At 61.9% G+C, this 20,900-nt stretch carries 16 protein-coding genes; 12 read left to right on the top strand and 4 right to left on the bottom strand.

The features are described from left to right. Positions 1–217 precede the first annotated feature (217 nt). The 8 genes from ADU59_RS27750 (at position 218) to ADU59_RS27715 (ending at position 11,474) form a co-directional block, all read left to right on the top strand. A complete protein-coding gene (locus ADU59_RS27750) occupies positions 218–1,567 on the top strand; it encodes an adenylate/guanylate cyclase domain-containing protein (protein WP_068958779.1) in 1,350 nt (449 codons plus the stop codon). A 259-nt stretch (positions 1,568–1,826) separates the two neighbouring features. Next, a complete protein-coding gene (locus tag ADU59_RS27745; RefSeq protein WP_068958777.1) occupies positions 1,827–3,728 on the top strand; it encodes an ABC transporter ATP-binding protein in 1,902 nt (633 codons plus the stop codon). Then, on the top strand, positions 3,725–5,626 hold the full coding sequence (locus ADU59_RS27740) for an ABC transporter substrate-binding protein (RefSeq protein ID WP_068958775.1): 1,902 nt from the start codon (positions 3,725–3,727) through the stop codon (positions 5,624–5,626). The genes ADU59_RS27745 and ADU59_RS27740 overlap by 4 nt, the downstream gene beginning before the upstream one ends. A gap of 2 nt (positions 5,627–5,628) precedes the next feature. Continuing rightward, on the top strand, positions 5,629–6,627 hold the full coding sequence (locus ADU59_RS27735; protein ID WP_068958773.1) for an ABC transporter permease: 999 nt from the start codon (positions 5,629–5,631) through the stop codon (positions 6,625–6,627). Beyond that, positions 6,624–7,799, top strand: coding sequence for an ABC transporter permease (locus ADU59_RS27730; RefSeq protein WP_068958771.1), 1,176 nt, complete (start codon positions 6,624–6,626; stop codon positions 7,797–7,799). The genes ADU59_RS27735 and ADU59_RS27730 overlap by 4 nt, the downstream gene beginning before the upstream one ends. A 72-nt stretch (positions 7,800–7,871) precedes the next feature. After that, complete coding sequence (locus tag ADU59_RS27725; protein WP_068958769.1) at positions 7,872–9,080, top strand: glycosyltransferase family protein; 1,209 nt, start codon at positions 7,872–7,874, stop codon at positions 9,078–9,080. A gap of 7 nt (positions 9,081–9,087) precedes the next feature. Beyond that, on the top strand, positions 9,088–10,335 hold the full coding sequence (locus ADU59_RS27720; protein WP_068958767.1) for a glycosyltransferase: 1,248 nt from the start codon (positions 9,088–9,090) through the stop codon (positions 10,333–10,335). Continuing rightward, complete coding sequence (locus ADU59_RS27715) at positions 10,332–11,474, top strand: glycosyltransferase family protein (protein WP_068958841.1); 1,143 nt, start codon at positions 10,332–10,334, stop codon at positions 11,472–11,474. The genes ADU59_RS27720 and ADU59_RS27715 overlap by 4 nt, the downstream gene beginning before the upstream one ends. A 7-nt stretch (positions 11,475–11,481) precedes the next feature. Here ADU59_RS27715 and ADU59_RS27710 read toward each other — a convergent pair whose 3' ends face one another. Beyond that, positions 11,482–12,159 carry a hypothetical protein gene (locus tag ADU59_RS27710; RefSeq protein WP_068958765.1) on the bottom strand — a complete coding sequence of 226 codons (678 nt, stop codon included), beginning with the start codon at positions 12,157–12,159 and terminating at the stop codon, positions 11,482–11,484. Between the two features lie 38 nt (positions 12,160–12,197). Here ADU59_RS27710 and ADU59_RS27705 point away from each other — a divergent pair, with 38 nt between their 5' ends. The 3 genes from ADU59_RS27705 to ADU59_RS27695 all read left to right on the top strand — a co-directional run bounded on the left by ADU59_RS27705 (position 12,198) and on the right by ADU59_RS27695 (position 16,108). Next, a complete protein-coding gene (locus ADU59_RS27705) occupies positions 12,198–12,797 on the top strand; it encodes a hypothetical protein (protein ID WP_068958763.1) in 600 nt (199 codons plus the stop codon). 8 nt (positions 12,798–12,805) lie between these two features. Further along, positions 12,806–15,523, top strand: coding sequence for an ABC transporter transmembrane domain-containing protein (locus tag ADU59_RS27700; protein ID WP_068958761.1), 2,718 nt, complete (start codon positions 12,806–12,808; stop codon positions 15,521–15,523). A 123-nt stretch (positions 15,524–15,646) separates the two neighbouring features. Beyond that, entirely contained in the window at positions 15,647–16,108 is a 462-nt protein-coding gene (locus ADU59_RS27695; protein WP_068958839.1) for a cyclic nucleotide-binding domain-containing protein, read from the top strand. A gap of 36 nt (positions 16,109–16,144) precedes the next feature. Here ADU59_RS27695 and ADU59_RS27690 read toward each other — a convergent pair whose 3' ends face one another. Beyond that, positions 16,145–17,935: a metallophosphoesterase family protein gene (locus tag ADU59_RS27690; protein WP_158515774.1), complete on the bottom strand. Its 1,791-nt coding sequence runs from the start codon at positions 17,933–17,935 to the stop codon at positions 16,145–16,147. A 229-nt stretch (positions 17,936–18,164) separates the two neighbouring features. On the opposite strand from ADU59_RS27690, the gene ADU59_RS27685 reads away from it, so the two are divergent. Further along, on the top strand, positions 18,165–18,995 hold the full coding sequence (locus tag ADU59_RS27685) for an MBL fold metallo-hydrolase (RefSeq protein ID WP_068958757.1): 831 nt from the start codon (positions 18,165–18,167) through the stop codon (positions 18,993–18,995). A 22-nt stretch (positions 18,996–19,017) separates the two neighbouring features. Here ADU59_RS27685 and ADU59_RS27680 read toward each other — a convergent pair whose 3' ends face one another. Both ADU59_RS27680 and ADU59_RS27675 read right to left on the bottom strand, forming a co-directional pair. After that, on the bottom strand, positions 19,018–19,773 hold the full coding sequence (locus tag ADU59_RS27680; RefSeq protein WP_068958755.1) for a polysaccharide deacetylase family protein: 756 nt from the start codon (positions 19,771–19,773) through the stop codon (positions 19,018–19,020). Between the two features lies 1 nt (position 19,774). Then, positions 19,775–20,869 carry a glycosyltransferase family 4 protein gene (locus ADU59_RS27675; protein WP_068958753.1) on the bottom strand — a complete coding sequence of 365 codons (1,095 nt, stop codon included), beginning with the start codon at positions 20,867–20,869 and terminating at the stop codon, positions 19,775–19,777. Positions 20,870–20,900 lie beyond the last annotated feature (31 nt).

Genomic DNA, 20,900 nt, shown 5'->3' with positions numbered 1-20,900 from the left:
AGGTCAGTTGAGGATAAAATGACCGGGTGTCAAGGACCGCCCCGATTGCGCATTCCGCTGCGGCCGGAACAATTCTCCAATTTTTGTCGGCGCTGAATCTGGTTTTGCCGATATCACCACTTATATCCATCAAGGTGCGAGCGCCCGGTCCACCACGAAGCAGACTGGATATTCCCTCGATCCCTGGAATTTCGGCGAGAAAGCGACACGTCACGCGATGAACATCCACAAGATGAATGTTTCCACCCAGCTGCTGGACCGCGTATCGAACTGGCTGCAGCAGGCCGCCCTCAATGGTGAAACGCTCGAAACTGTCGTCACGGGGTTTTGCGAAAGGCTGGCGGCCGCCGGCCTGCCGCTCAATCGCGTCCACCTGAGCTTTTCGATGCTGCACCCGCTCTATGATGCGCTCGGCTTCACCTGGCTGCGTGGCCAGGGTGTCACCGTCGAAGGCTATCGCGCCGAGCCCACCGACGACAAGCCGGACCGTTTTCTGCAAAGCCCCTATTATTACCTGCTGAGCAACAACCTCGATCACCTGCGCCGGCAGATCGATCCCACGGCGCCTTCCGAATTTCCGATCTTCGACGACCTGAAGGAAATCGGCACCACCGATTATATCGCCTTCGTCCAGTCCTTTGGCGTCACCTCCGGCCAGGGCATGATCGGCTCCTGGTCCACCGATGCCTATGGCGGCTTCAGCGACAATGTCATCGAGGCGCTGCTGCGCATCCAGAACAACCTGGCCGTGGCGGCCAAGATGGCCGTTCTCGGCAAGCTGGCCGACAACATGCTCACCACCTATCTGGGCGAAAATGCCGGCAAGCGCGTGCTGTCCGGCCAGACCCGGCGCGGCGATGGCGAAACCATCCGGGCCGCTTTGGTGATGGTGGACATGCGGCAATCGACGGTGCTTGCGGAAAAGGAGGGCCGGCAGGTCTATATCGATACGCTCAACCAGTTCTTCGACGCGATCGCCAGCCCGTTCAGCCGCAACGGCGGCGAAATCCTCAGTTTCGTCGGCGACGGATTTCTCGCCGTCTATCCCTGCGGCCGTCACCGGGAGCCGTCCCAGGTCGCGGCTCTAGCCGCCATGGCCGCGGTTCGTCAGGCAACGGCCCATATGGCGGAACTCAATGCCGATCGCCGGCGGCAGGGGCTTGGCGATGTCAACTACGGCATCGGGCTGCATGTCGGCAACGTCATGTTCGGCAATGTCGGCCTCAAGGACCGCCTGACGTTTTCCGCCTTCGGCGCGGCGGTCAACGAAGTGGAACGCCTGCAGGGGCTGACGAAGAAATATGCCCAGCCGATCGTTGCCAGCCAGGCTTTCGCCACCTATTGCGGCGGCGACTGGGTGAAGCTCGGCCAGGAAAAACTGCGCGGCGTGCGTCAGAAGGTGACCGTGCTTCTGCCCGGCGAGGAGAACATGAAGCTGGACAATGGCGAGGCCATGCCGAACCGGTCGCTGGAGACCCGGTCGGAGGCAGAGCAGCTCATGCTGCTCTATCGCAACAGCAAGAAACCGCAGCCGCGCGACCTCATCTGGAACAAGCTGCTGCAGTAAAGATCGAGGCAGCCGGCGCACAATCCGCGCCGATTGCCGCCACGGGACGCGAAACGGAAGCATCCCGTTCGAATGACTATATTTTCTGTGTCCGTGGTGGCTTCGCCGCCGCGGCCATATCTGCGCGCGCACTTTAGCAGCCGCAGGTCATGGACACGCCAATTTCCGTGCGCTAGTCTCCTCTTGAGGAAGCCGGGCTTCTACCCGGAAGCGAGCTCCGCCTGAACGCGAGCCGCATGAAACAAGGACACCTGCTGGCATGAATTCAGGCGCGGACTTGTTGCGGATCGAGGATCTGAGTATCTCGTTCGCGATGCTCGGCGGACAGCTCGATGCCGTGCGCAAAGCCAGCCTGCGCGTGCTGCCGGGCAAGGTAACAGCGCTTGTCGGCGAGTCCGGATCAGGCAAATCCGTCATCAGCCAGGCCGTGATGGGCATCCTGCCGAAGTCCGCCACATGCAGCGGCCGTATCCTCTTCTGCGATCCGGCGACCCAGGAACGGCCGGCCGACCTGCTCGCGATGCCGCGCGACGGACGGGAAATCCGCAACCTGCGCGGCAATCGCATCGGCAAGATCTTCCAGGAGCCGATGACCTCGCTGTCGCCGCTGCATACGATCGGCAACCAGATCAGCGAATCCCTGAAAATCCACACGGACATGTCCGGGCGCGAACGGCGCGAGCGCACCGAGGAAATGCTCGGGCTGGTCGGTTTCTCCAAGCCGGCGCGGGCCTTCGACATGTACCCGTTCGAATTGTCGGGCGGCATGCGCCAGCGCGCCATGATCGCCATGGCGCTGATCTGCAATCCCTCGCTCCTGATCGCCGACGAGCCGACGACCGCGCTCGACGTCACCATCCAGGCGCAGATCCTGCAGCTGTTGCGCGGGCTGCAGACCAAGCTGAACATGGCCATGCTGCTGATCACCCACGATCTCGGCGTGGTCGCCAATGTGGCCGACGAAGTGGTGGTGATCTACCACGGCGAGATCATGGAGGCCGGACCGGTCGAGGCGATTTTCCGACGGCCGTCGCATCCCTATCTCAAGGGCCTGATGGCCGCCGTGCCGCATTTCGACATGAAACCGGGCGAGCGCCTGAAGGCGCTGCGCGAGGTTCCGGTGAACACGAGCAATCTGCTGGGAAAGAACAAGATCGTCGCGGCCGACGAAGCCCTGAAGCCGGAAATCCTGCTGTCGGTGCGCAACGTCAGCAAGACCTTCACCACCCGCAAATCGAACTGGCTGGCCAAGGAGACCGCGCCGGCAACCAAGGCGGTCGATGGCGTCAGCTTCGATATCATGCGCGGCGAATGTCTCGGGCTGGTGGGCGAAAGCGGCTGCGGCAAGACCACGCTCAGCAAGATCCTGATGCGGGCCATAACGCCGGACGAAGGCGCGATCATGCTCGACAGCAGCGACGGCCCGATCGATGTGCTGAAAGCGGATGGCCCCGGGCTGCAGGCGCTGCGCACCAAGATGCAGATGGTTTTCCAGGATCCGGTCTCCTCGCTGTCGCCGCGCATGACCGTGCAGAACATCCTCAGCGAACCGCTCGAAATCCATGGACGCGGCAGCGGCAAGTCGCGCCTCGAGACGGTCAAGGCGCTGCTCAAGGCCATCGGCCTCAACGAACGCCATCTCAATCGTTATCCCCACAGCTTTTCCGGCGGCCAGCGCCAGCGCATCGGCATCGCCAGGGCGCTGGCGCTCGGGCCCGACCTGTTGATCTGCGACGAGCCGGTCTCGGCACTCGATGTTTCGGTTCAGGCGCAGATCCTCAACCTGTTGAAGGATCTGCAGAAGGAACTGGGGCTGACCTACCTGTTCATCTCGCACAACCTTGCCGTCGTCGATTACATGGCCGACCGGATCGCGGTGATGTGCGGCGGCCGCATCGTCGAGATCGCCCCGCGCGAGACACTGATGGAAGCGCCGGTTCACCCCTATACGAAATCGCTGCTGGCCGCCGTGCCCTTCCCCGATCTCGACCGGCCGCTCAACTTTTCCATGCTCAATCCGAGCGGCGCGTCCGACAAGCGCAGCTGGGGCAAGCAGTTTTCCGATGACGGCGATGTCGGCGTTCTCACGACGGCGGACCTCGGCAACGGCCATCTTGTTCTGGCGCGAAAAACCGCCGATGTCAGGGAGCTCGTATCGTGATCACCCGGCGAACCACCCTTGGCCTTATGGCCTCCGCGCTGTTGCCCGGCCTTGCGCGCGCGGCCCCGGAGCCACCGTTTCTGCGGCCTTACCTGCGCGCCCAGGCGCTTCCCGACCTCAAGGATCGCCTCCCGAAAAACCCGCGCCGTATCAACCTTGCCGCCATGGGCCGGCAACCCGGCAAATACGGCGGCACGGTCCGCATGCTGATCGGCAGTCAGAAAGACATCCGGATGATGACGATCAACGGCTATGCCCGTCTGGTCGGCTACACCGAGGACCTGAAATTCCAGCCCGACATTCTCGAAAGCTTCGACGTCCAGGAAGGCCGGATTTTCACGTTCAAGATCCGCGATGGCCACCGATGGTCGAATGGCAGCTATCTGACGTCTGAGGATTTCCGCTATACGTGGGAAGACGTCATCCTCAACAAGGATCTGCGCAAGGGCGGCATTCAGCGCGAGCTTCTGGCCAATGGCGAGGGGCCTGTTTTCGAGGTGATCGACAACCTGACGGTTCGCTACACCTGGGCCACCCCGAACCCGGACTTCCTGCCCGGCCTTGCGGCCGCGTCGCCGGTCGTCATCCTGATGCCGTCAGCCTATATGCGGCATTTTCATAAGAAGTATCAGGATGATTTCCGCCTCTCGGCCTTGATGAAGCGCTACCGCGTCAAGAAATGGGCCGATCTGCACATCAAGATGTCGCGGCAATACCGGCCGGAAAATCCCGAGCTGCCGTCGCTCGACCCCTGGATCCCCCGCACGGCCCCGCCAGCCGAACAGTTCGTCTTCGAGCGCAATCCGTTCTTCCACCGGGTCGATGAAAACGGGCTGCAGCTGCCGTATATCGACCGCTTCCTGCTCAATATAAGCTCGTCCGAAATCATCGCAGCCAAGACCGGCGCGGGAGAAACGGATCTTCAGTCCACCGGCGTCGATTTTTCCGATTACGCGTTTTTCAAGGATGCCGAAAAACGCTATCCGGTAAAGGTCAAGCTCTGGAAGAGAACGCAAGGGTCTCGCCTCGCCCTGCTGCCGAACCTGAATTGTGCCGACAAGGTCTGGCGCGACCTGTTCTGGGATAAGCGTGTGCGGCGTGCGCTTTCGCTGGCCATCGACCGGCGTGAGATCAACATGGTGAGCTTCTATGGCCTCGCCAGGGAAAGCTCGGACACGATCCTGCCGGAGAGCCCGCTTTTCAAGCCTGAATATGCTTCCGCCTGGGCCAGCCACGATCCCGATCAGGCCAATGCGCTGCTCGACGAGGTGGGACTGACCCAACGCAACGGCGACGGCATCCGCCTCCTTCCCGACGGGCGCGAGGCGCAGATCATCGTCGAAACATCCGGCGAGAGCACGCTTGAGACCGATGTCCTGGAACTCATCAAGGACCATTGGGCGAAAGTCGGTCTCGCCCTCTTTATCAAGACCTCGCAACGCGACGTTTTCAGCAGCCGCACGATGAGCGGCGAGATCATGATGTCGATGTGGTCGGGCCTCGAAAACGGCGTGCCCACCGCCGATATGAACCCGGGCGATCTGGCGCCCAGCAGAGACGACCAGTTTCAATGGCCCTCCTGGGGCATGTACTATCTCTCCATCGAGCAAAACGGAACAGCGCCGGAATTGCCGGAAGCCATCCGGCTGATCGATCTCGTGAAGCAATGGCGCAAGACGGCCAACACCGAAGAACGCACGCGCATCTGGCATGAAATGCTGGAAATCTATACGCAGAGCGTCTTTTCGATCGGCATCGTCAACGCAACGCTGCAGCCGGTCATGCATTCCGCCTATATCCGCAACATTCCCCAACAAGGCCTCTACGGCTTCGTCCCGACCTGTTATCTCGGGGTCTATATGCCAGACACGTTCTGGTACAGCGAAGAGGTTAGCTGACCATGTTGCGTTACATTTTCTGGCGTATCCTGGCGATGATCCCGACCCTCGTCATCATTTCCGCGCTGGTTTTCACGATCATCGAACTGCCGCCGGGCGATTACTTCGAGAGCTACATTGCCGAACTGCGCGCCCAGGGCGAAGCCGTGGACACCGCCGAGATCGACGCGTTGCGCAAGGAATACGGCTTCGACCAGCCGCCGGTAATACGCTATTTCCATTGGGCAACGGGCCTGTTGCACGGCGACTACGGCTATTCCTTCGAATATCAGCTGCCGGTCAACGAGGTGGTCGGCGACCGGCTCTGGCTGACGGTTCTGGTCTCCTTCGTCACCATCCTGTTCACCTGGCTCATCGCCTTCCCGATCGGCATCTATTCGGCCACCCATCAATACAGCTGGGGCGACTACGGGCTGACGTTCGTCGGCCTGATCGGCATCGCCATTCCGAATTTCATGTTCGCGCTGATCCTGATGTATTTCGCCAATATCTGGTTTGGCACCTCCATCGGCCACCTGATGGATCAAAAATACCTGGCAGAGCCGATGAGCTGGGAAAAGGCAAAGTCGATCCTCGAACATCTCTGGATACCGGTGCTGATCGTCGGTACCGCCGGTACCGCCGGCATGATCCGGCGGCTGCGCGCCAATCTGCTCGACGAGCTGCAAAAACAATATGTCGTGACTGCGCATGCCAAGGGCTTGCATCCGTTCCGCGCACTGGTCAAATATCCGCTGCGCATGGCACTTAACTTCTTCATCTCGGATATCGGCTCGATCCTGCCGGCGATCATTTCCGGCGCAGAAATCACCGCCATCGTGCTATCTCTCGAAACAACGGGGCCGATGCTGATAAAAGCGTTGCAAAGTCAGGACATGTATCTCGCCGGCTCATTCCTGATGTTCCTGGCCTTCCTCACCGTAATCGGAGTGCTGATATCGGACATCGCCCTCGCCTTCCTCGACCCGCGCATCAGACTGCAAGGCGGTAGCACCAAGTGACTGTGTCCCTCCCTGAATCCGGTGCACCGCTGGCGCATTACGTCTCGACGGCGCCCTTCGATCCGCATTCCGTCGATGCGATGTCGGAAGAACAATCGCGGGTCTATCAGGCCTCCCAGCTCCGGCTGATGTGGTGGAAATTCAAAAAACACCGCCTGGCGCTGTACTCGCTGTTTTTCCTCGGTTTTCTCTATGCGACCATCGCCATCGTCGAGTTCCTGGCGCCCTACAATCTGCATACCCGCAACGTCGATTTCATCCATTCGCCGCCGCAGCGTGTCCATCTGTTCCATGACGGCAAGTTCGTCGGACCGTTCGTCTATGGCCGCACGATGACGCTCGACATGGACACGCTGCGCCGGATCTACACGGACAAGCCGGATCAGGTCGAGCCGATCCGCTTCTTCTGCCGCGGCGACGGCTACAGGTTCTGGGGCCTCGTCGATACCAATGTCCATCTGGTCTGCCCGGCCAAGGACGGACAGCTGTTCCTGCTGGGAAGCGACCGTCTCGGTCGCGACGTGTTGTCACGTATCCTTTACGGAGCCCGGATATCGTTGACCATCGGCCTGCTCGGCATCACCATGAGCTTCGTGCTGGGCATCACCATCGGCGGGCTGGCCGGCTATCACGGCGGCGTCTTCGACCTGATCGTCCAGCGCGTCATCGAGGTACTGCAATCCATACCGAGCATCCCGCTCTGGATGGCGCTGGCGGCGATCATGCCGGTCACATGGAGTCCGATCCTGATCTATCTCGGCATCACCGCCATTCTCGGCCTGCTCGACTGGACCGGGCTGGCGCGTGCCGTGCGCTCGAAACTGCTGGCCCTGCGCGAAGAGGATTATGTAACGGCCGCCCAGCTGATGGGGGCCGGCTCCGGCCGCATCATCGGCCGCCACCTCGTGCCCGGTTTCATGTCGCATCTGATCGCCACCGCAACGCTTGCCGTCCCCGGCATGATCCTCGGCGAGACGGCATTGAGCTTCCTTGGCCTCGGTCTTCGTCCGCCGATCACCAGCTGGGGTATTCTTCTGACGGAAGCCCGCAGCGTCAGCGTCATTGCTTTTTATCCTTGGCTGCTGTTTCCAACCATTCCGGTCATTCTCGTGATTCTGGCGTTCAATTTCCTGGGCGACGGTCTGCGCGATGCTGCCGATCCGTATAAGTGAAGTGGATACTGATATGCTAAGGACACGCAGCAAGACGATCGGCAGCGCCAGGGGAGACAAGAGGCTCCGCTCATGACGCGCCGGATCGAAGATGCCCGCATCCTGATGTACAGCCATGACACGTTCGGCCTCGGTCACCTCAGACGCTGTCGGACGATTGCGCATTCGCTGGTGGAGGATTATCGCGGCGTCAACATCCTGATCATTTCAGGCGCCACCATCGCCGGTGCCTTCGACTATCGCGCCCGCGTCGATTTCGTGAAGATTCCCAGCGTCATCAAGCTGCGCAACGGCGAATACACTTCGATGGACCAGCATATCGACCTGCACGAGACGCTGAAGATGCGCAAGTCGATCATCCGCCACACGGCCGAAACCTTCCAGCCGGATATCTTCATCGTCGACAAGGAGCCGATGGGCCTGCAAGGCGAAGTCGAGGACACGCTAGCCTATCTGAAGAAGCAGGGAACGACCCTAGTCCTCGGCCTGCGCGAGGTCATGGACGCACCGCATCTGCTCGATGCCGAATGGAAGCGCAACGACGTAATGCGCAAGATCGGCCAGTTCTACGACAGCGTCTGGGTCTATGGCCCTCCGGATTTCTACGACCCGCTGGTCGGCCTGGAAGTTCCGCCGCTTGTCCGCGCCAAAATGGATTTCGTCGGTTTCCTGCAGAGAAGCGTCTCGCAGGACGTGGAGTCCGAGCACAAGCCGAAGGGCGACTATATCCTGGTGACCACCGGTGGGGGTGGAGACGGCTCCGACCTGATCCATGACGTCATCGACGCCTATCAGGAGGATTCGACGCTCACGCACAAGGCGCTGATCGTGCTCGGCCCCTATATGCCGGCAAAGCAGCGCCACAAGCTGATCACCAAATGTGCCAAGATTCCCTATATCGAGGTCATCGAATTCGACAACCGGATGGAGGAGCTGATTGCCGGCGCCAAGGGTGTCGTCGCGATGGGCGGCTACAACACCTATTGTGAAATTCTCTCCTTCGACAAGCCGGCGCTGATCGTGCCCAGGGTCATGCCGCGCGAAGAGCAGCTCATTCGGGCAAGCCGGGCCGCCGAGCTTGGCCTGATCGACATGCTCCTGCCCGAAGAAGCCGCCGATCCGCTACGCTTCGCCGCCGCGCTCAAGGCGCTGCCGGACCGCAACCCGCCCTCGAAAAGTGCCAAAGGCATGACGCTCGAAGGCCTTGCGAACATATCGCAGATCGTTGGAGAATGGCTCGGCCGCCGCGACCGCGAGCATCTGACGGTCGTGAAAGGGTGACGGCACGTTGACGGAAAGCCGCAAGATCGTCGTGGTGCTGAAGGGATATCCGCGCCTGTCGGAAACCTTCATCGCCCAGGAACTGCTCGGACTGGAAAGGGCCGGTTTCGAACTCGCGCTGGTGGCGCTGCGCCGCCCGACCGACAAGAAGCGCCACCCCGTTCACGACGAAATCCGCGCCCCGGTTCACTACCTGCCGGAATATCTGCACGAGGAATTTCCCAGGGTCCTGCGGGCGCTCGCCATATGCCTGCCGAAGCCCGGCTTCTGGCGCGCGCTGCCGTCGCTCGTGGCCGACTTTTGGCGTGACCGCACACGCAACCGGCTTCGCCGTTTCGGCCAGGCAATGGTGCTCTGCGCCGAATGGCCAGAGAATGGCGCGTGGCTGCATGCCCATTTCATCCACACCCCCGCCTCCGTCGCCCGCTACGCCAGCATGATCGGGGGCACGCCCTGGACCTGTTCGGCCCATGCCAAGGACATCTGGACGTCGCCCGAATGGGAGCTTGCCGGCAAGCTCGCCAGCACCCGCTGGACCGTGACCTGCACGCAGACGGGATTTGAGCACCTGCGCCATCTGGCCGGCGGCAAGCCGCATGTGCATCTGAGCTATCACGGCCTTGACCTCACCCGCTTCGCCACGTTTGACGGCACCCGGCCACCGCTTGACGGTTCACAGCCGGACGCTCCGGTGACGATTGTCAGCGTTGGCCGCGCCGTCGAAAAAAAGGGTTTCGATATCCTGCTGCGGGCCCTCAGCCTGCTGCCTGCGGATCTCCATTGGAAATTCGAACATATCGGCGGCGGCGAACTGCTGACAAAGCTGCAGGCCCTGGCGGCCGAGCTTGGCATTGCCGGAAACGTCACCTGGCACGGCGCGCTGTCGCAAACGGAAGTGCTGCAGCATTACCGCAGCGCCGATATTTTCGCGCTTGCCTGCCGCATCACCGCCGATGGCGATCGGGACGGATTGCCGAATGTGCTGGTCGAAGCATCGAGCCAGTCGCTGGTCTGCGTATCGACGAACATCTCCGGCGTGCCGGAACTCCTCGTCGACGGCGAAAACGGCTTTGTCGTGCCGCCGGAAGATCCGCAAGCGCTGGCCGGAGCCATCGAAAAAGCCATCCGCGATCCGGCCTTGCGCCAACGGCTGGGCAATGCGGCGGAACAAACGGTGCGGCGGGAATTCGACCATCAAACCAGCATCCGCCAGCTGAAAAACCTGTTCGAGACAGAATGGCGGACATCGCAATGACCGAGGACCGCACGGCACCCCGTGCCTTTTTCTACGTCCAGCACCTGCTCGGCATCGGCCACCTCGCCCGCGCCAGCCGCATTGCCCGGGCTCTCGCCGAAGACGGTTTCGACGTCACGGTGGTCACTGGCGGCACACCGGTCACGGGCTTTCCGGGGCCACTCGTCCATCATGTCGCCCTGCCGCCGATCACGGCCGGGGATGCAGGCTTTTCCGGGCTGGCCGATATCGACGGCAATCCGGTCGACGATGCCTTCAAGAACAACCGCCGCGATCGGCTGCTGACCGCTTTCCGCCAGAGCCAGCCCGATATCGTCATCATCGAGGCCTTCCCCTTCGGCCGCCGGCAGGTCCGCTTCGAACTGCTGCCGCTGCTCGACGCGATCGCCGCCACGGATCCCAAGCCCCTGGTCGTCACCTCGCTGCGCGATATCCTGCAGGAACGCTCCAAGCCCGGCCGCGACGAGGAAACCGTTGCAACGGTGAAGCAGTATTTCGACCGGGTCCTGGTCCATGGCGATCCCGCTTTCGCCCGGCTGGAAGATACCTTCCCGCTGGCGGTGGATATCGTCGACAAGGTTATCTACACCGGACTTGTGGCCGCGCCGCCGCCCGCCCAGCCGGCCGAACGTTTTGACGTGATCGTCTCGGCCGGTGGTGGCGCCGTCGGCAATGCTCTGATCCGCGCGGCGCTCGAAACCGCCAAATCCCTCGGCGCGGCCCTGTCCTGGGCGCTGATCACCGGCCCCAATCTGCCCCAATCCGATTTCGATGCCATCCTGGCCGATGCGCCCGCGCATGTCAGCGTCTACCGCTTCCGCCCGGACTTCGCCAGCCTGCTGGCCGGCGCCAGATTGTCGGTGTCACAAGCGGGCTACAACACGGTCTGCGACATTTTGCGGGCCGGATGCCACGCCTTGCTGATTCCGTTCACTGCCGGCGGCGAAACCGAGCAGACGGTCAGGGCCGAACGTCTGGAGAAGCTGGGACTTGCCCATATCCTGACCGAAGAAGCTCTGTCGCCGGAAAGCATGACGCAGGCGATCGAAGCCGCTCTCGCCGCTTCCGGCCGGCCGCCACACAGTCTCGATCTCGACGGCGCGCAACGCACCGCCGAAATCCTGCGCGGACTGCTCTGATCGGCGATCAGACGGTGCCGATCACCATGAAGCGGGTGTATTTCTTCATCGCCAGCGAGCCGGCAAACGCCACATGGCTGAGCGATGTCTGCGCCTGGAAAGCCTCAAGCGAGGGCACGCAGTTGATGTGGGTCGGCTCGCTGAAATAATCGTTCGACTGCAGCATGACCTGCGTGCCGCGCGGCAGAAGCGAAAGCCATGCCGGAAGATCGGCGATGTGCTCGCAACTGGTGTTGATCACCAGATCCGCCCCGAGTGCCTTGTAATCGAGCGCGTACATATCCTGCGTTGTCGTGCGGAAGCGCCCGCCCGCCTTGGCATTCAGCGTTTCTGCCACCTGGGCAACGTCGGGATCGATGTCGATACTCTCGAACAGTGCGATGTCGAAGCGGCTGTCGTCGAACAACATGGCCGGCAGCACGCCGTACCAGCCGCCGAGCAGGACGATGTGTTTAAATTTTCCGCCGAGGCTTTCAAACAGCTTGTCGCGTGCCCATATCTTGCTTCCAACCTGCTTGTGGTTGAAGGCCGTGCCAAGGTCCGCGTCCGGATATTTGGCGACAACTTTCGCAAGGCCTTCTATCAGAGAGCTTCCCGTATAGGCGGACAGACCGCGGATAATATCGAAGGCGCTCTCGTGCCAATCTGTTGTGTTTGCTTCGTCTGCTCGGGTGGTTTTCATCATGCGCGTGTTGTAGTCTGGACTTTTCTGGAGTGCAAGGAATGCAAGTCAATCTGAAGGATGCCGCCTCCGTTGCGCCGCCACAGGAGGCCGGGAAGGATATCCCGCATCTTGCAGGACTTGGCGCGACCATGCGGCAGGTCTTCGCCGCCCATTTCATGCGCGACTGCCCGCATATCCTGGAAATCGGCGGCCATATCCGGCCCATCACCCCTTACCTCACCCACCATCCGCTCTCGGTGACATCCGTCGATCCGAAGACCGAGGCTTACGAAGCGGCCGAGCTGAACGGCCGTCCGTGCCATGTGCGGCATATAACCGCCAAGTTCCAGCAGATCGACTATCACTATCAGCCGGGAAGCTACGGCCTCGTACTGCTCGGCTATTCGCTGAAACCCTTCGGCCGCAAGGACCCTCTCGGCGATCTGCTGTTTTCGCTGATCGACAATGCGAAGACCGTCGTCATCGAATATGCGCCCGAGCTGGAGCGTGCCGCGTCACAGGTTCCCCATATCATCAGCCGCCCGTCAGTGACGGTCAGGGGACAGTTCGATCTTCATCTGCACGACCCGGAGATCGCCGGCACGCCCTATGCCGCCAGGCAGTTCTACGTCCTCGACACCCGCTATTCGGCTAGTTGAATCCGCCCATGGAAAAAAGCATCGCCCGTTACATCTGGACCCATACCCGAGGCCATCAGCTCTGGATTCTGCTGGTCGTCGCCGTCTCGATGATACCCTATTTCCTGTCCTTCGACCTGCCCAAGCAGATCGTCAACGGACCGATCCAGGGACAGGGATTCGACCAGCCGGGCGCCACCCAGACCTTCATGAACATCAGTTTCGACCTGCCGTGGCTGGGCACCGTCTCCCTCTTCGACGGCGTCCAGCTGACGCGCATGCAGACGCTGTTTGCGCTCAGCATGGTGTTCCTCGTCCTGGTGATCATCAACGGCCTCTTCAAGTTCTACATCAACACCTACAAGGGCCGGCTCGGCGAACGGCTGCTGCGGCGCATCCGCTTCGAACTCGTCGACCGGATCCTGCGTTTTCCGCCCGGCCAGTTCAAACGCATGAAGGGTGCCGAAGTCTCCAGCATGGTGAAGGACGAGGTCGAGCCGTTGGGCGGCTTCACCGGCGATGCCTTCGTCCAGCCGGCGCTGCTCGGCGGACAGGCGCTGACGGCCCTGTTCTTCATCTTCATGCAGAATGCCTGGCTCGGCCTGATCGCGGCGGTCATGGTCGGCGTTCAGGCCATTATCATTCCGCGCATGCGCCGGCGCCTGCTCGTGCTCGGCCGCGAACGCCAGATCACCGCCCGCGAGCTTGCCGGACGCGTCAGCGAAATCGTCGACGGCATCGGCACCATCCACGCCTATGACACCTCCAACTACGAGCGCGCGGATATCGCCTCGCGCCTCGGCCATATCTTCAAGATCCGCTACGACCTCTACCAGTGGAAATTCCTGGTCAAGTTCATCAACAATTTCCTCGCCCAGCTGACGCCTTTCCTGTTCTATTGCATCGGCGGCTACTTGGCGCTGCAGGGCCGTCTCGACATCGGTCAGCTGATTGCCGTGATCAGTGCCTACAAGGACCTGCCCGGCCCGCTGAAGGACCTCATCGACTGGGACCAGACCCGTCAGGACGTCCAGGTGAAATATGTCCAGGTGGTCGAGCAGTTCAGCGTCGACAAGACGATCGATCCGGCCATCCAGGCCATCGCCATCAAGAACGCCGGCTCGCTGAAACATCCGCTGGCAGCGGTCAACCTGTCGCTCGCCGACGACAGCGGCGCCAAGCTGCTGGAGCGCGTGTCCGTGCAGATCCATCCGGGCGAGACGGTCGCCATCGTCGGTGGTGCGGCCGGCGGCGGCGACATGCTGGCCGAAGCCTTTGCGCGCCTCACCTGGCCGGAAAGCGGAAAAGTGACGGCCGGCGGCGAGGATCTTTTGGAACTGCCCGAATCCGTGACCGGGCGGGCGATTTCCTATGTTTCGTCCGATGCCTACTTCTTCTACGGAAGCCTGCGCGACAACCTGCTCTATGGCCTGAAGCATGCACCGCTGAAGAGTGCCGTCTATCAGGGCGCCGGTGCCACCCACCGCAAATGGCAGATCAACGAAGCGAAGATGGCCGGCAATCCGGACTATGACGTCAACAGCGACTGGATCGACTACGAAGCCGCCAATGCGACCGATGCAGGCGACCTTTTCGCCCCGATTCTCTCTGTTCTCGATACCGTCCAGCTGTCGAAGGATATCCTCGATCTGGCGCTGCGCAGCACGGTATCACCCGACGATCATCCCGGCCTTGCCGAAGGTCTCGTCGCGATGCGCCACGCCCTGCGCGACGAGCTGGAAGAGGCAGGCCTGAGCAACCTCGTCGTCTCCTTCGAGCCCGGCGCCTACAACACCGAGGCAACGATCGGCGAAAACCTGTTGTTCGGCACGGCAACCGGCCCCGCCCTCGTCGGCAGGGCCATCGGCAAAAACGTCTATTTCCGTTCGGTGATCAGACGCACCGGCCTCGACCGCATCATGTTCGACATGGGCTACAGCATTGCCGAGAACGCGGTCGAGCTGTTCGCCGACCTGCCACCGGATCACCCGTTCTTCCAGCAGCTCACCTTCATGACGGCGGACGATATTCCCGAATATCAGCTGCTGCTGCAGAAACTGAAAGGCAAGGGCTTCGACGGCGCATCCGATGATGACCGGGGCGCCTTCATCCGCCTGAGCTTCCGCTATATCGAGCCACGGCATCGTTTCGGCCTCCTGACCCCCGAGCTGATGGCGACGATCGTCGATGTCCGCCGCCAGTTCCATGACGGACTGCCGGAGAGCATGCACGGCGATATCGAACGCTACGACCCCGAACACTATCTGGCGTCGGCGAGCCTGATGGACAACATCCTGTTCGGCCGCATCAGCCACAAGCATTCGGACGGCTCCAAGCGCATCCGCTCGATCGTCAGCTCGCTTTTGAACTCGCTCGGTCTGCTGGAACGGGTGATCGATATCGGCCTGGATTTCAATCTCGGCGCCGGCGGCAAACGCCTGACCTCCGTGCAGCGGCAGAAGCTCAATCTGGCGCGTGCACTGGTGCGCCGTTCGGATTATTATATCTTCAACCGGCCGCTGCCTGGCCTCGACCATCGTCTTCAGGAAGAAATCGTCCGCGACGCCCTGAAGCTCGTGCGCCGCGACGGGCGCGATCCCGCTGTCATCTGGGTACTTTCGAACACCGGTCTTTCAAGCCTGTTCGATCGTGTCCTGGTCTTCGACAGGGGCTTTCTGGTGGAGGAAGGAACCCATGAGGCACTGGTTGAGAATAACGGTATCTTTAAGGAGCTTGTGTCATCATAATGTTAAAGGCAAAGTCCATGCGTGCGGCGGGATGCAGGCAGGGACACCCTTCCAGATGAGAGCACCGGTGACCGTCACCGGTGCCTGATCCAGGAAGGAGGAGAATGGGGAATGGGCACGGACATGCTTCTGAAGGATGAAGTTCAAATGCTGCGGCGGGTGCCGCTGTTTTCGAATGTCGAACCGGGAAAGCTGAAGCTGCTCGCGTTCACGTCCGACCGTGTGAGTTACAATCCCGGCGAAGCCCTCTTCCATCAGGGAGACATCGGCGATGCGGCTTATGTCGTCCTGGCCGGCAAGGCGGATATCCTGGTCGATTCTTCGACAGGCCCGATCAAGATCGCCGAAGTCGAGACCAATTCCATCGTCGGCGAGATCGCCATCCTCTGCGACGTCTCGCGAACCGCCACCGTGCAGACGACGACGGCGCTGGAGGCCCTGCGCATCCGTAAGGAACATTTCCTCAAGCTGCTGACCGATTTCCCGGAGATCACCATCGAGATCATGCGCGTGCTGGCCGACCGACTGAGTCACACGACCAGCGAGCTGTCCGAAGCCCGCAGCCGCGCGCGCAAGGCCGAATAGCCTGCGGCGGTAAAACGCCAGCCGCTTTAGATCAACTCACGGCTGCGCGCTGTTTGTCACGTCCGAACCCGGATCAATCCGCCGGATCGTCCCCGTCGTCCGATCGATGCTGAAATTGCCGGACGGCAGACCGGAAGCGTATTTCTCGAACATCCGGAAGATCAGGGCAAACTGCGCCTGCGCCGATGCCGCATTGCTCCAGTCGCCAGCCGCGAAAAGCTGCCCGACCGTCCGGTACGCCGCCATCCGCTCCTGATCGATCCAGTCGAATGCCAGTTCGCTTCCCATCCGCAACCGGTACCAGTCGGCCAGGAACGCCAGCGCAGAGGTGCCGGAGAGCCGTGTAGCCTCAACCCCCACACGCGCCAGCCGTTGCTGCAGATCCGCATCGTTGCGGGCGGCGGCAACCGCGTCGATCGCATCCATGGTCGCCACCGGTTCGTCCATCAGCGCCAGTGCGGCCAGATCGGCAAGATCGAAGCTGCGGATCATCGCCGTGATGTCCTTCGGCCACTCGCGCTTGAGGTAGCGCCGCCCGACCAGATGGCCAAGATGCTCGAACAGGAAACCGCCGTAGTCATCGACATCCAGCATGCCTCCGGCGTCCAGCCGCGACGGCACGATCTCCCGGTCATAGCCCTGCCGCAAATCGGCATGGAGCGGCATGGCATCGATCCCGACAGTCTCGATAGCGAGGTGCTGCTCGCCGATGGTGATCACCTTGTAGGCACCGGGAAAGGCAACGAGCGACGGCATGGCGACATTGATGAGGAAACGGCCGCCGCGGCCATACCGCGCGGTATCGTTGACATGAAGATGCCCGCTGAAATGAACATCGATCCCCGCCTCGATCAACGCCTCGGCAACGCCTGTGCCGGGGATGCGCTCGGCCATGCCCGTGCGGCCCAGCAAGGTAATCTCGTCATCGACCGTCGCGTCGAGCGGATCGAGAACGGGATAATGCGAAAATGCCAGCAAGGTCTTGCCGTCCCGTCGGGCACGCCCGGCGACGTCCTTCATCCAGTCGAGAACGAACCGCTTGTGTGTCAGCATCGCGTTCCAGCCGGCGCTGGTGCTGTCAGTGAGATCACCGGCCTCGCCCGGCACCACACCATCGACGGGCACAAAGACATTGGCATCGATCATCAGCAGCCAGACGCCGAGAAAAGGCTCGACCAGGTAGGAAGCATCCATCAACGTCCGCGTGATCAACCCGTCCGGCGAGCGCACCTCATATAACCGCGCCGCCGGATCGCCATCCATGCCGAATGGCGTTTCCCAGTGAAGGTCATCTGGGCGCGGGTAAAAGCCGAAGTCCGCCATGGCATCGAGCCCATCCGGATATCCCTGGCAATACATCCGTTCGCTGGCGACAACCGCATGGGCACCACGGTCGCGCACATGCGGATCGCTGCTGAGAATGCTGTAGCTGCCATCTTCGTTCAGGAACCGCTTGGCCCGATGCCGGCCGGCAGCACCGAAAATGTCGTGATTGCCGACGGTGGCATAAAACCGCATGCCGAAGCGTGCCGCGTAGTCGTCCAGCACCCGCTTCACGCCGATGACCGTTTCCACCTGCCCGTCATCGGAATAATCGCCGAGCAGCACCACATGGCGGATACCGCTGTCAGCGATCTCGTCGAGCGCATGATGGAAGGCGAAGTAGCTTTCGTTGAAGACACGCGTCGAACGGGCCGTATCGGCCAGCAGCCGGAACGTCAGCCGGTGATCACCTTGCGCGATACCGGCAAAGCCGTAATCGGCGTAGAGATCATGAAAATGCGCATCGGCGATGACCGCAATGCGCGGATGCTGGGAGGAAGGCATACTGTCAATGTTTTCCGTCTGCACGTTCAAACCGGATTCGTTTCCTTTCGTCTCTGGCACAGATGAAAAGAAAAAGCGAATTCGAGTCTCGCTTAACCCAGGCAGTTTGGCTAACATGGCTGAAATGGGACTTGGTTAACCAAGCCTGCCTTAAAAGACGACCTTAATGATCAAGTGGGACAGTTGCAGACGGAAAGCGGGGATTGCGATCCGTGACTGAGGCGAGAGAGTGAACGATAACGTGTTTCGGGTACGGTTATGGGGAGTGCGTGGCAGCCTCCCGGTCTCGGGGGCCGAATTCCAGAGCTATGGCGGCAACACCATCTGCATCGAGATGCAATGCGGATCCCATAGGCTGTTGTTCGATGCCGGCTCCGGACTGCTGCCGGCCGGTCAGGCGCTCAAGTCCGAAGGCGTCTCCGATTTCAACCTGTTCTTCACCCACTGCCACTATGACCATATCGTCGGCCTGCCCTATCTGCCGGCGCTGTTCGATCCGCATGCATCGGTGACGCTGTGGTCCGGGCATCTCGCCGGCCGCATGTCCACGCGCCAGATGATCGGCGAATTCATGCGCCCGCCGTGGTTTCCCGTCGAGGCGGACATCTGCCGGGCCTCGATCAACTGTCGCGATTTCCGCTCCGGCGACGTGCTCGTTCCCTATCCGGACGTGGCCGTCAGGACCGGCAGCCTCAACCATCCGGGCGGAGCGATCGGCTACCGGGTCGAATGGGGCGGCCGCGCGGTCGCGCTGGTCACGGATACCGAGCACAAGCCGGGCACGCTCGATCCCGCGGTGCTCGACCTCATCGAGGGTGCTGATCTTTTTCTCTACGATTGTATGTATACCGACGCCGAAATGCATCGCCATGTCGGCTACGGCCACTCCTCCTGGCAGCAGGCCATCCGCCTCGCCAAAACCGCCAAAGCCAAGCAGGTGGCCTTCATCCACCATTCGCCGCTGCGCACCGACGCCGAGCTCGACACCATCCAGCAGCTGGCATCCCGCGAATTCGGCGGCGCCTTCACCGCCCGCGACGGCCAGGTGATCGACCTCTGAAGGCCGGCATTCTTCTTCAGCTTTAAACCTGAACGAACTGCTCCCGCAGGATATCGGCAACCGGGCTCCAGCGGCATGCGGGATGGCGCGCGGTGACCGCGAACAGAGCCTTCATGAAATCCCAGACGGCGGCGTCATGCACCAGATGGTGGGTCAACAACCCCATCGCTCCGCCCTGTTCGAACATCTGCTCCAGCCGCGCCGCGATCTCGACGGCCAGGGCCTGGCGATCCCGCCCGCCCCGCGTCCCGTGCCAGTCCATCACATCCACATGCGTATTGACCAGCGGCAGCGCCGCCTGCTTTTCCGGGCCGTAGACCGACAGGGCCTGATAGCCGAGCCCTGCCAGATGCGGCACAAGCCCTGCATCGATCCGGTTCCACGGCGGCACGAGCATCGGCACGAACTGTTGCGTGTACAGTCCGGCCAGATGCGTAAAACCGGCGCGCAATTCGCCCAGCACCGCGTCAGCCGGCCGGTGCCGGCCAAGCTCCTGCTTCTTCCCGTCGGCGCCCGCATGGTTCGTATGTGACCAGCCATGAACGGCAACCGCGCACAAGGGCTCCGGCCGCAGTCTCTGCGCAAGCGCTTCGCCCGTATGGGCCGGAATGACCGCCAGCGTCAGCGGCACGGAAAATGCGCCCGTTATCTCCAGCAACCGGTCGAGCGGTACGCTCGGCTCGACAGCATCGTCGTCGCGCAGCCAGAAGCGCGCGACCTTGCCCGCCCGCTGCCAGCGATCCAGCGCTTCGACAATCGTCCGTTCGAAATCGTCCATGTTATCGTGCCCGTTTCAGATGTTCATCGAGGATGGCGCCCAGCCGTTCCGCCGCCCGGTCGAGCGAACGTTCCTCGCTTGCAAAGGGTCTTGCCGCGCGGGCAAGGGCTGTACGCTCCTCATGTTGCGTCAAAAGCCGCTCGATCGCCTGCGCATAGGCATCGATATCGCCGGGCGGCGTCAGCAGGCCCGTTCGCCCCTGCGCCACCACTTCCGGCACCCCGGCAATCGCCTGCGCCACCACCGGCAAGCCTGCGGCCTGCGCCTCGAGATAGGCAAGACCATAGGCCTCGCCGCAGCCGGGCCAGACATAGAGCGCCGAACGCGACAGGAGACCGGCGATGTCATCCGCGGATTTTTCGCCATGCCAGATGATCCGGCCCTCGTCGAAGCCGGCAAACAGCGCCCTCACCTCGGCAGCGCGCGGACCATCGCCGACCACCGACAACTGCCAGGGCAGATGCGTCAATCGTGACAGGGCCTCGGCCAGCATCACATAGCTCTGCATCTTGTCGCCGGAGCGCATCATCGCCACGGCGATCAGCCGCCCGGGCTCCGGCGCGGGTTGTCGCGCAAGCATCAGGGTGGGGTCGATGAAGGGGGCGAGCAAGGCCAGTTGCGCATCGGGCGCCGCGGCCGCAAGTCCGTCCAGATCCCGCCGCGTCAGGCAGATATTCACCGCGGCCAACGTCACCGCGTCCAGCACATGCTGCTGCAATTCTACCCACAGCCCGGTGTTGCGCCGGGCGGAGTAGGATGCTTCGGCGGTGACATAATCCATGCCGAATGCGCGGGCGAGCGGCGGCCCGATCAGATCCGGCGCCTTGTAATAGGGATGATAGCAGAACCAGGCATCCGGCCTGCCGGTCTCCCTCCAGAGCGCCGATAGCCGCCCCCTCTCCGCTTCGGCCGCAGCCGACACTGCCTCGACCGCGGAGGCCGAAGCGTCAGGCAGGAAGGCCCGCAGCTCCGACGCAATCTCCACCTGATGCCCTGCCCGCGCCAGCGCCGTCATGAGCAGACGCGCCATCAGCCGGTCTCCGGAAGGAACGGGATGGTTGGGGGATTTCAATGGCGAATAGAAAGCGATCTTCATGAAGACGTGGTTTTAAAGCATCGAACCGGCG

Origin of the sequence: Pararhizobium polonicum (genome assembly GCF_001687365.1) — a bacterium.
GTDB classification, from domain to species: domain Bacteria; phylum Pseudomonadota; class Alphaproteobacteria; order Rhizobiales; family Rhizobiaceae; genus Pararhizobium; species Pararhizobium polonicum.
The sequence above is the reverse complement of the archived record's forward strand: the minus strand, read 5'-3'. Positions and strand labels throughout refer to the sequence as shown.

Coding starts and splice junctions, on each gene's coding strand:
- ADU59_RS27705 (WP_068958763.1), top strand. CDS start 12,198: ATGCAAGTCAATCTGAAGGATGCCGCCTCCGTTGCGCCGCCACAGGAG.
- ADU59_RS27725 (WP_068958769.1), top strand. CDS start 7,872: ATGACGCGCCGGATCGAAGATGCCCGCATCCTGATGTACAGCCATGAC.
- ADU59_RS27710 (WP_068958765.1), bottom strand. CDS start 12,159: ATGATGAAAACCACCCGAGCAGACGAAGCAAACACAACAGATTGGCAC.
- ADU59_RS27715 (WP_068958841.1), top strand. CDS start 10,332: ATGACCGAGGACCGCACGGCACCCCGTGCCTTTTTCTACGTCCAGCAC.
- ADU59_RS27700 (WP_068958761.1), top strand. CDS start 12,806: ATGGAAAAAAGCATCGCCCGTTACATCTGGACCCATACCCGAGGCCAT.
- ADU59_RS27735 (WP_068958773.1), top strand. CDS start 5,629: ATGTTGCGTTACATTTTCTGGCGTATCCTGGCGATGATCCCGACCCTC.
- ADU59_RS27750 (WP_068958779.1), top strand. CDS start 218: ATGAACATCCACAAGATGAATGTTTCCACCCAGCTGCTGGACCGCGTA.
- ADU59_RS27675 (WP_068958753.1), bottom strand. CDS start 20,869: ATGAAGATCGCTTTCTATTCGCCATTGAAATCCCCCAACCATCCCGTT.
- ADU59_RS27695 (WP_068958839.1), top strand. CDS start 15,647: ATGCTTCTGAAGGATGAAGTTCAAATGCTGCGGCGGGTGCCGCTGTTT.
- ADU59_RS27745 (WP_068958777.1), top strand. CDS start 1,827: ATGAATTCAGGCGCGGACTTGTTGCGGATCGAGGATCTGAGTATCTCG.
- ADU59_RS27690 (WP_158515774.1), bottom strand. CDS start 17,935: ATGCCTTCCTCCCAGCATCCGCGCATTGCGGTCATCGCCGATGCGCAT.
- ADU59_RS27680 (WP_068958755.1), bottom strand. CDS start 19,773: ATGGACGATTTCGAACGGACGATTGTCGAAGCGCTGGATCGCTGGCAG.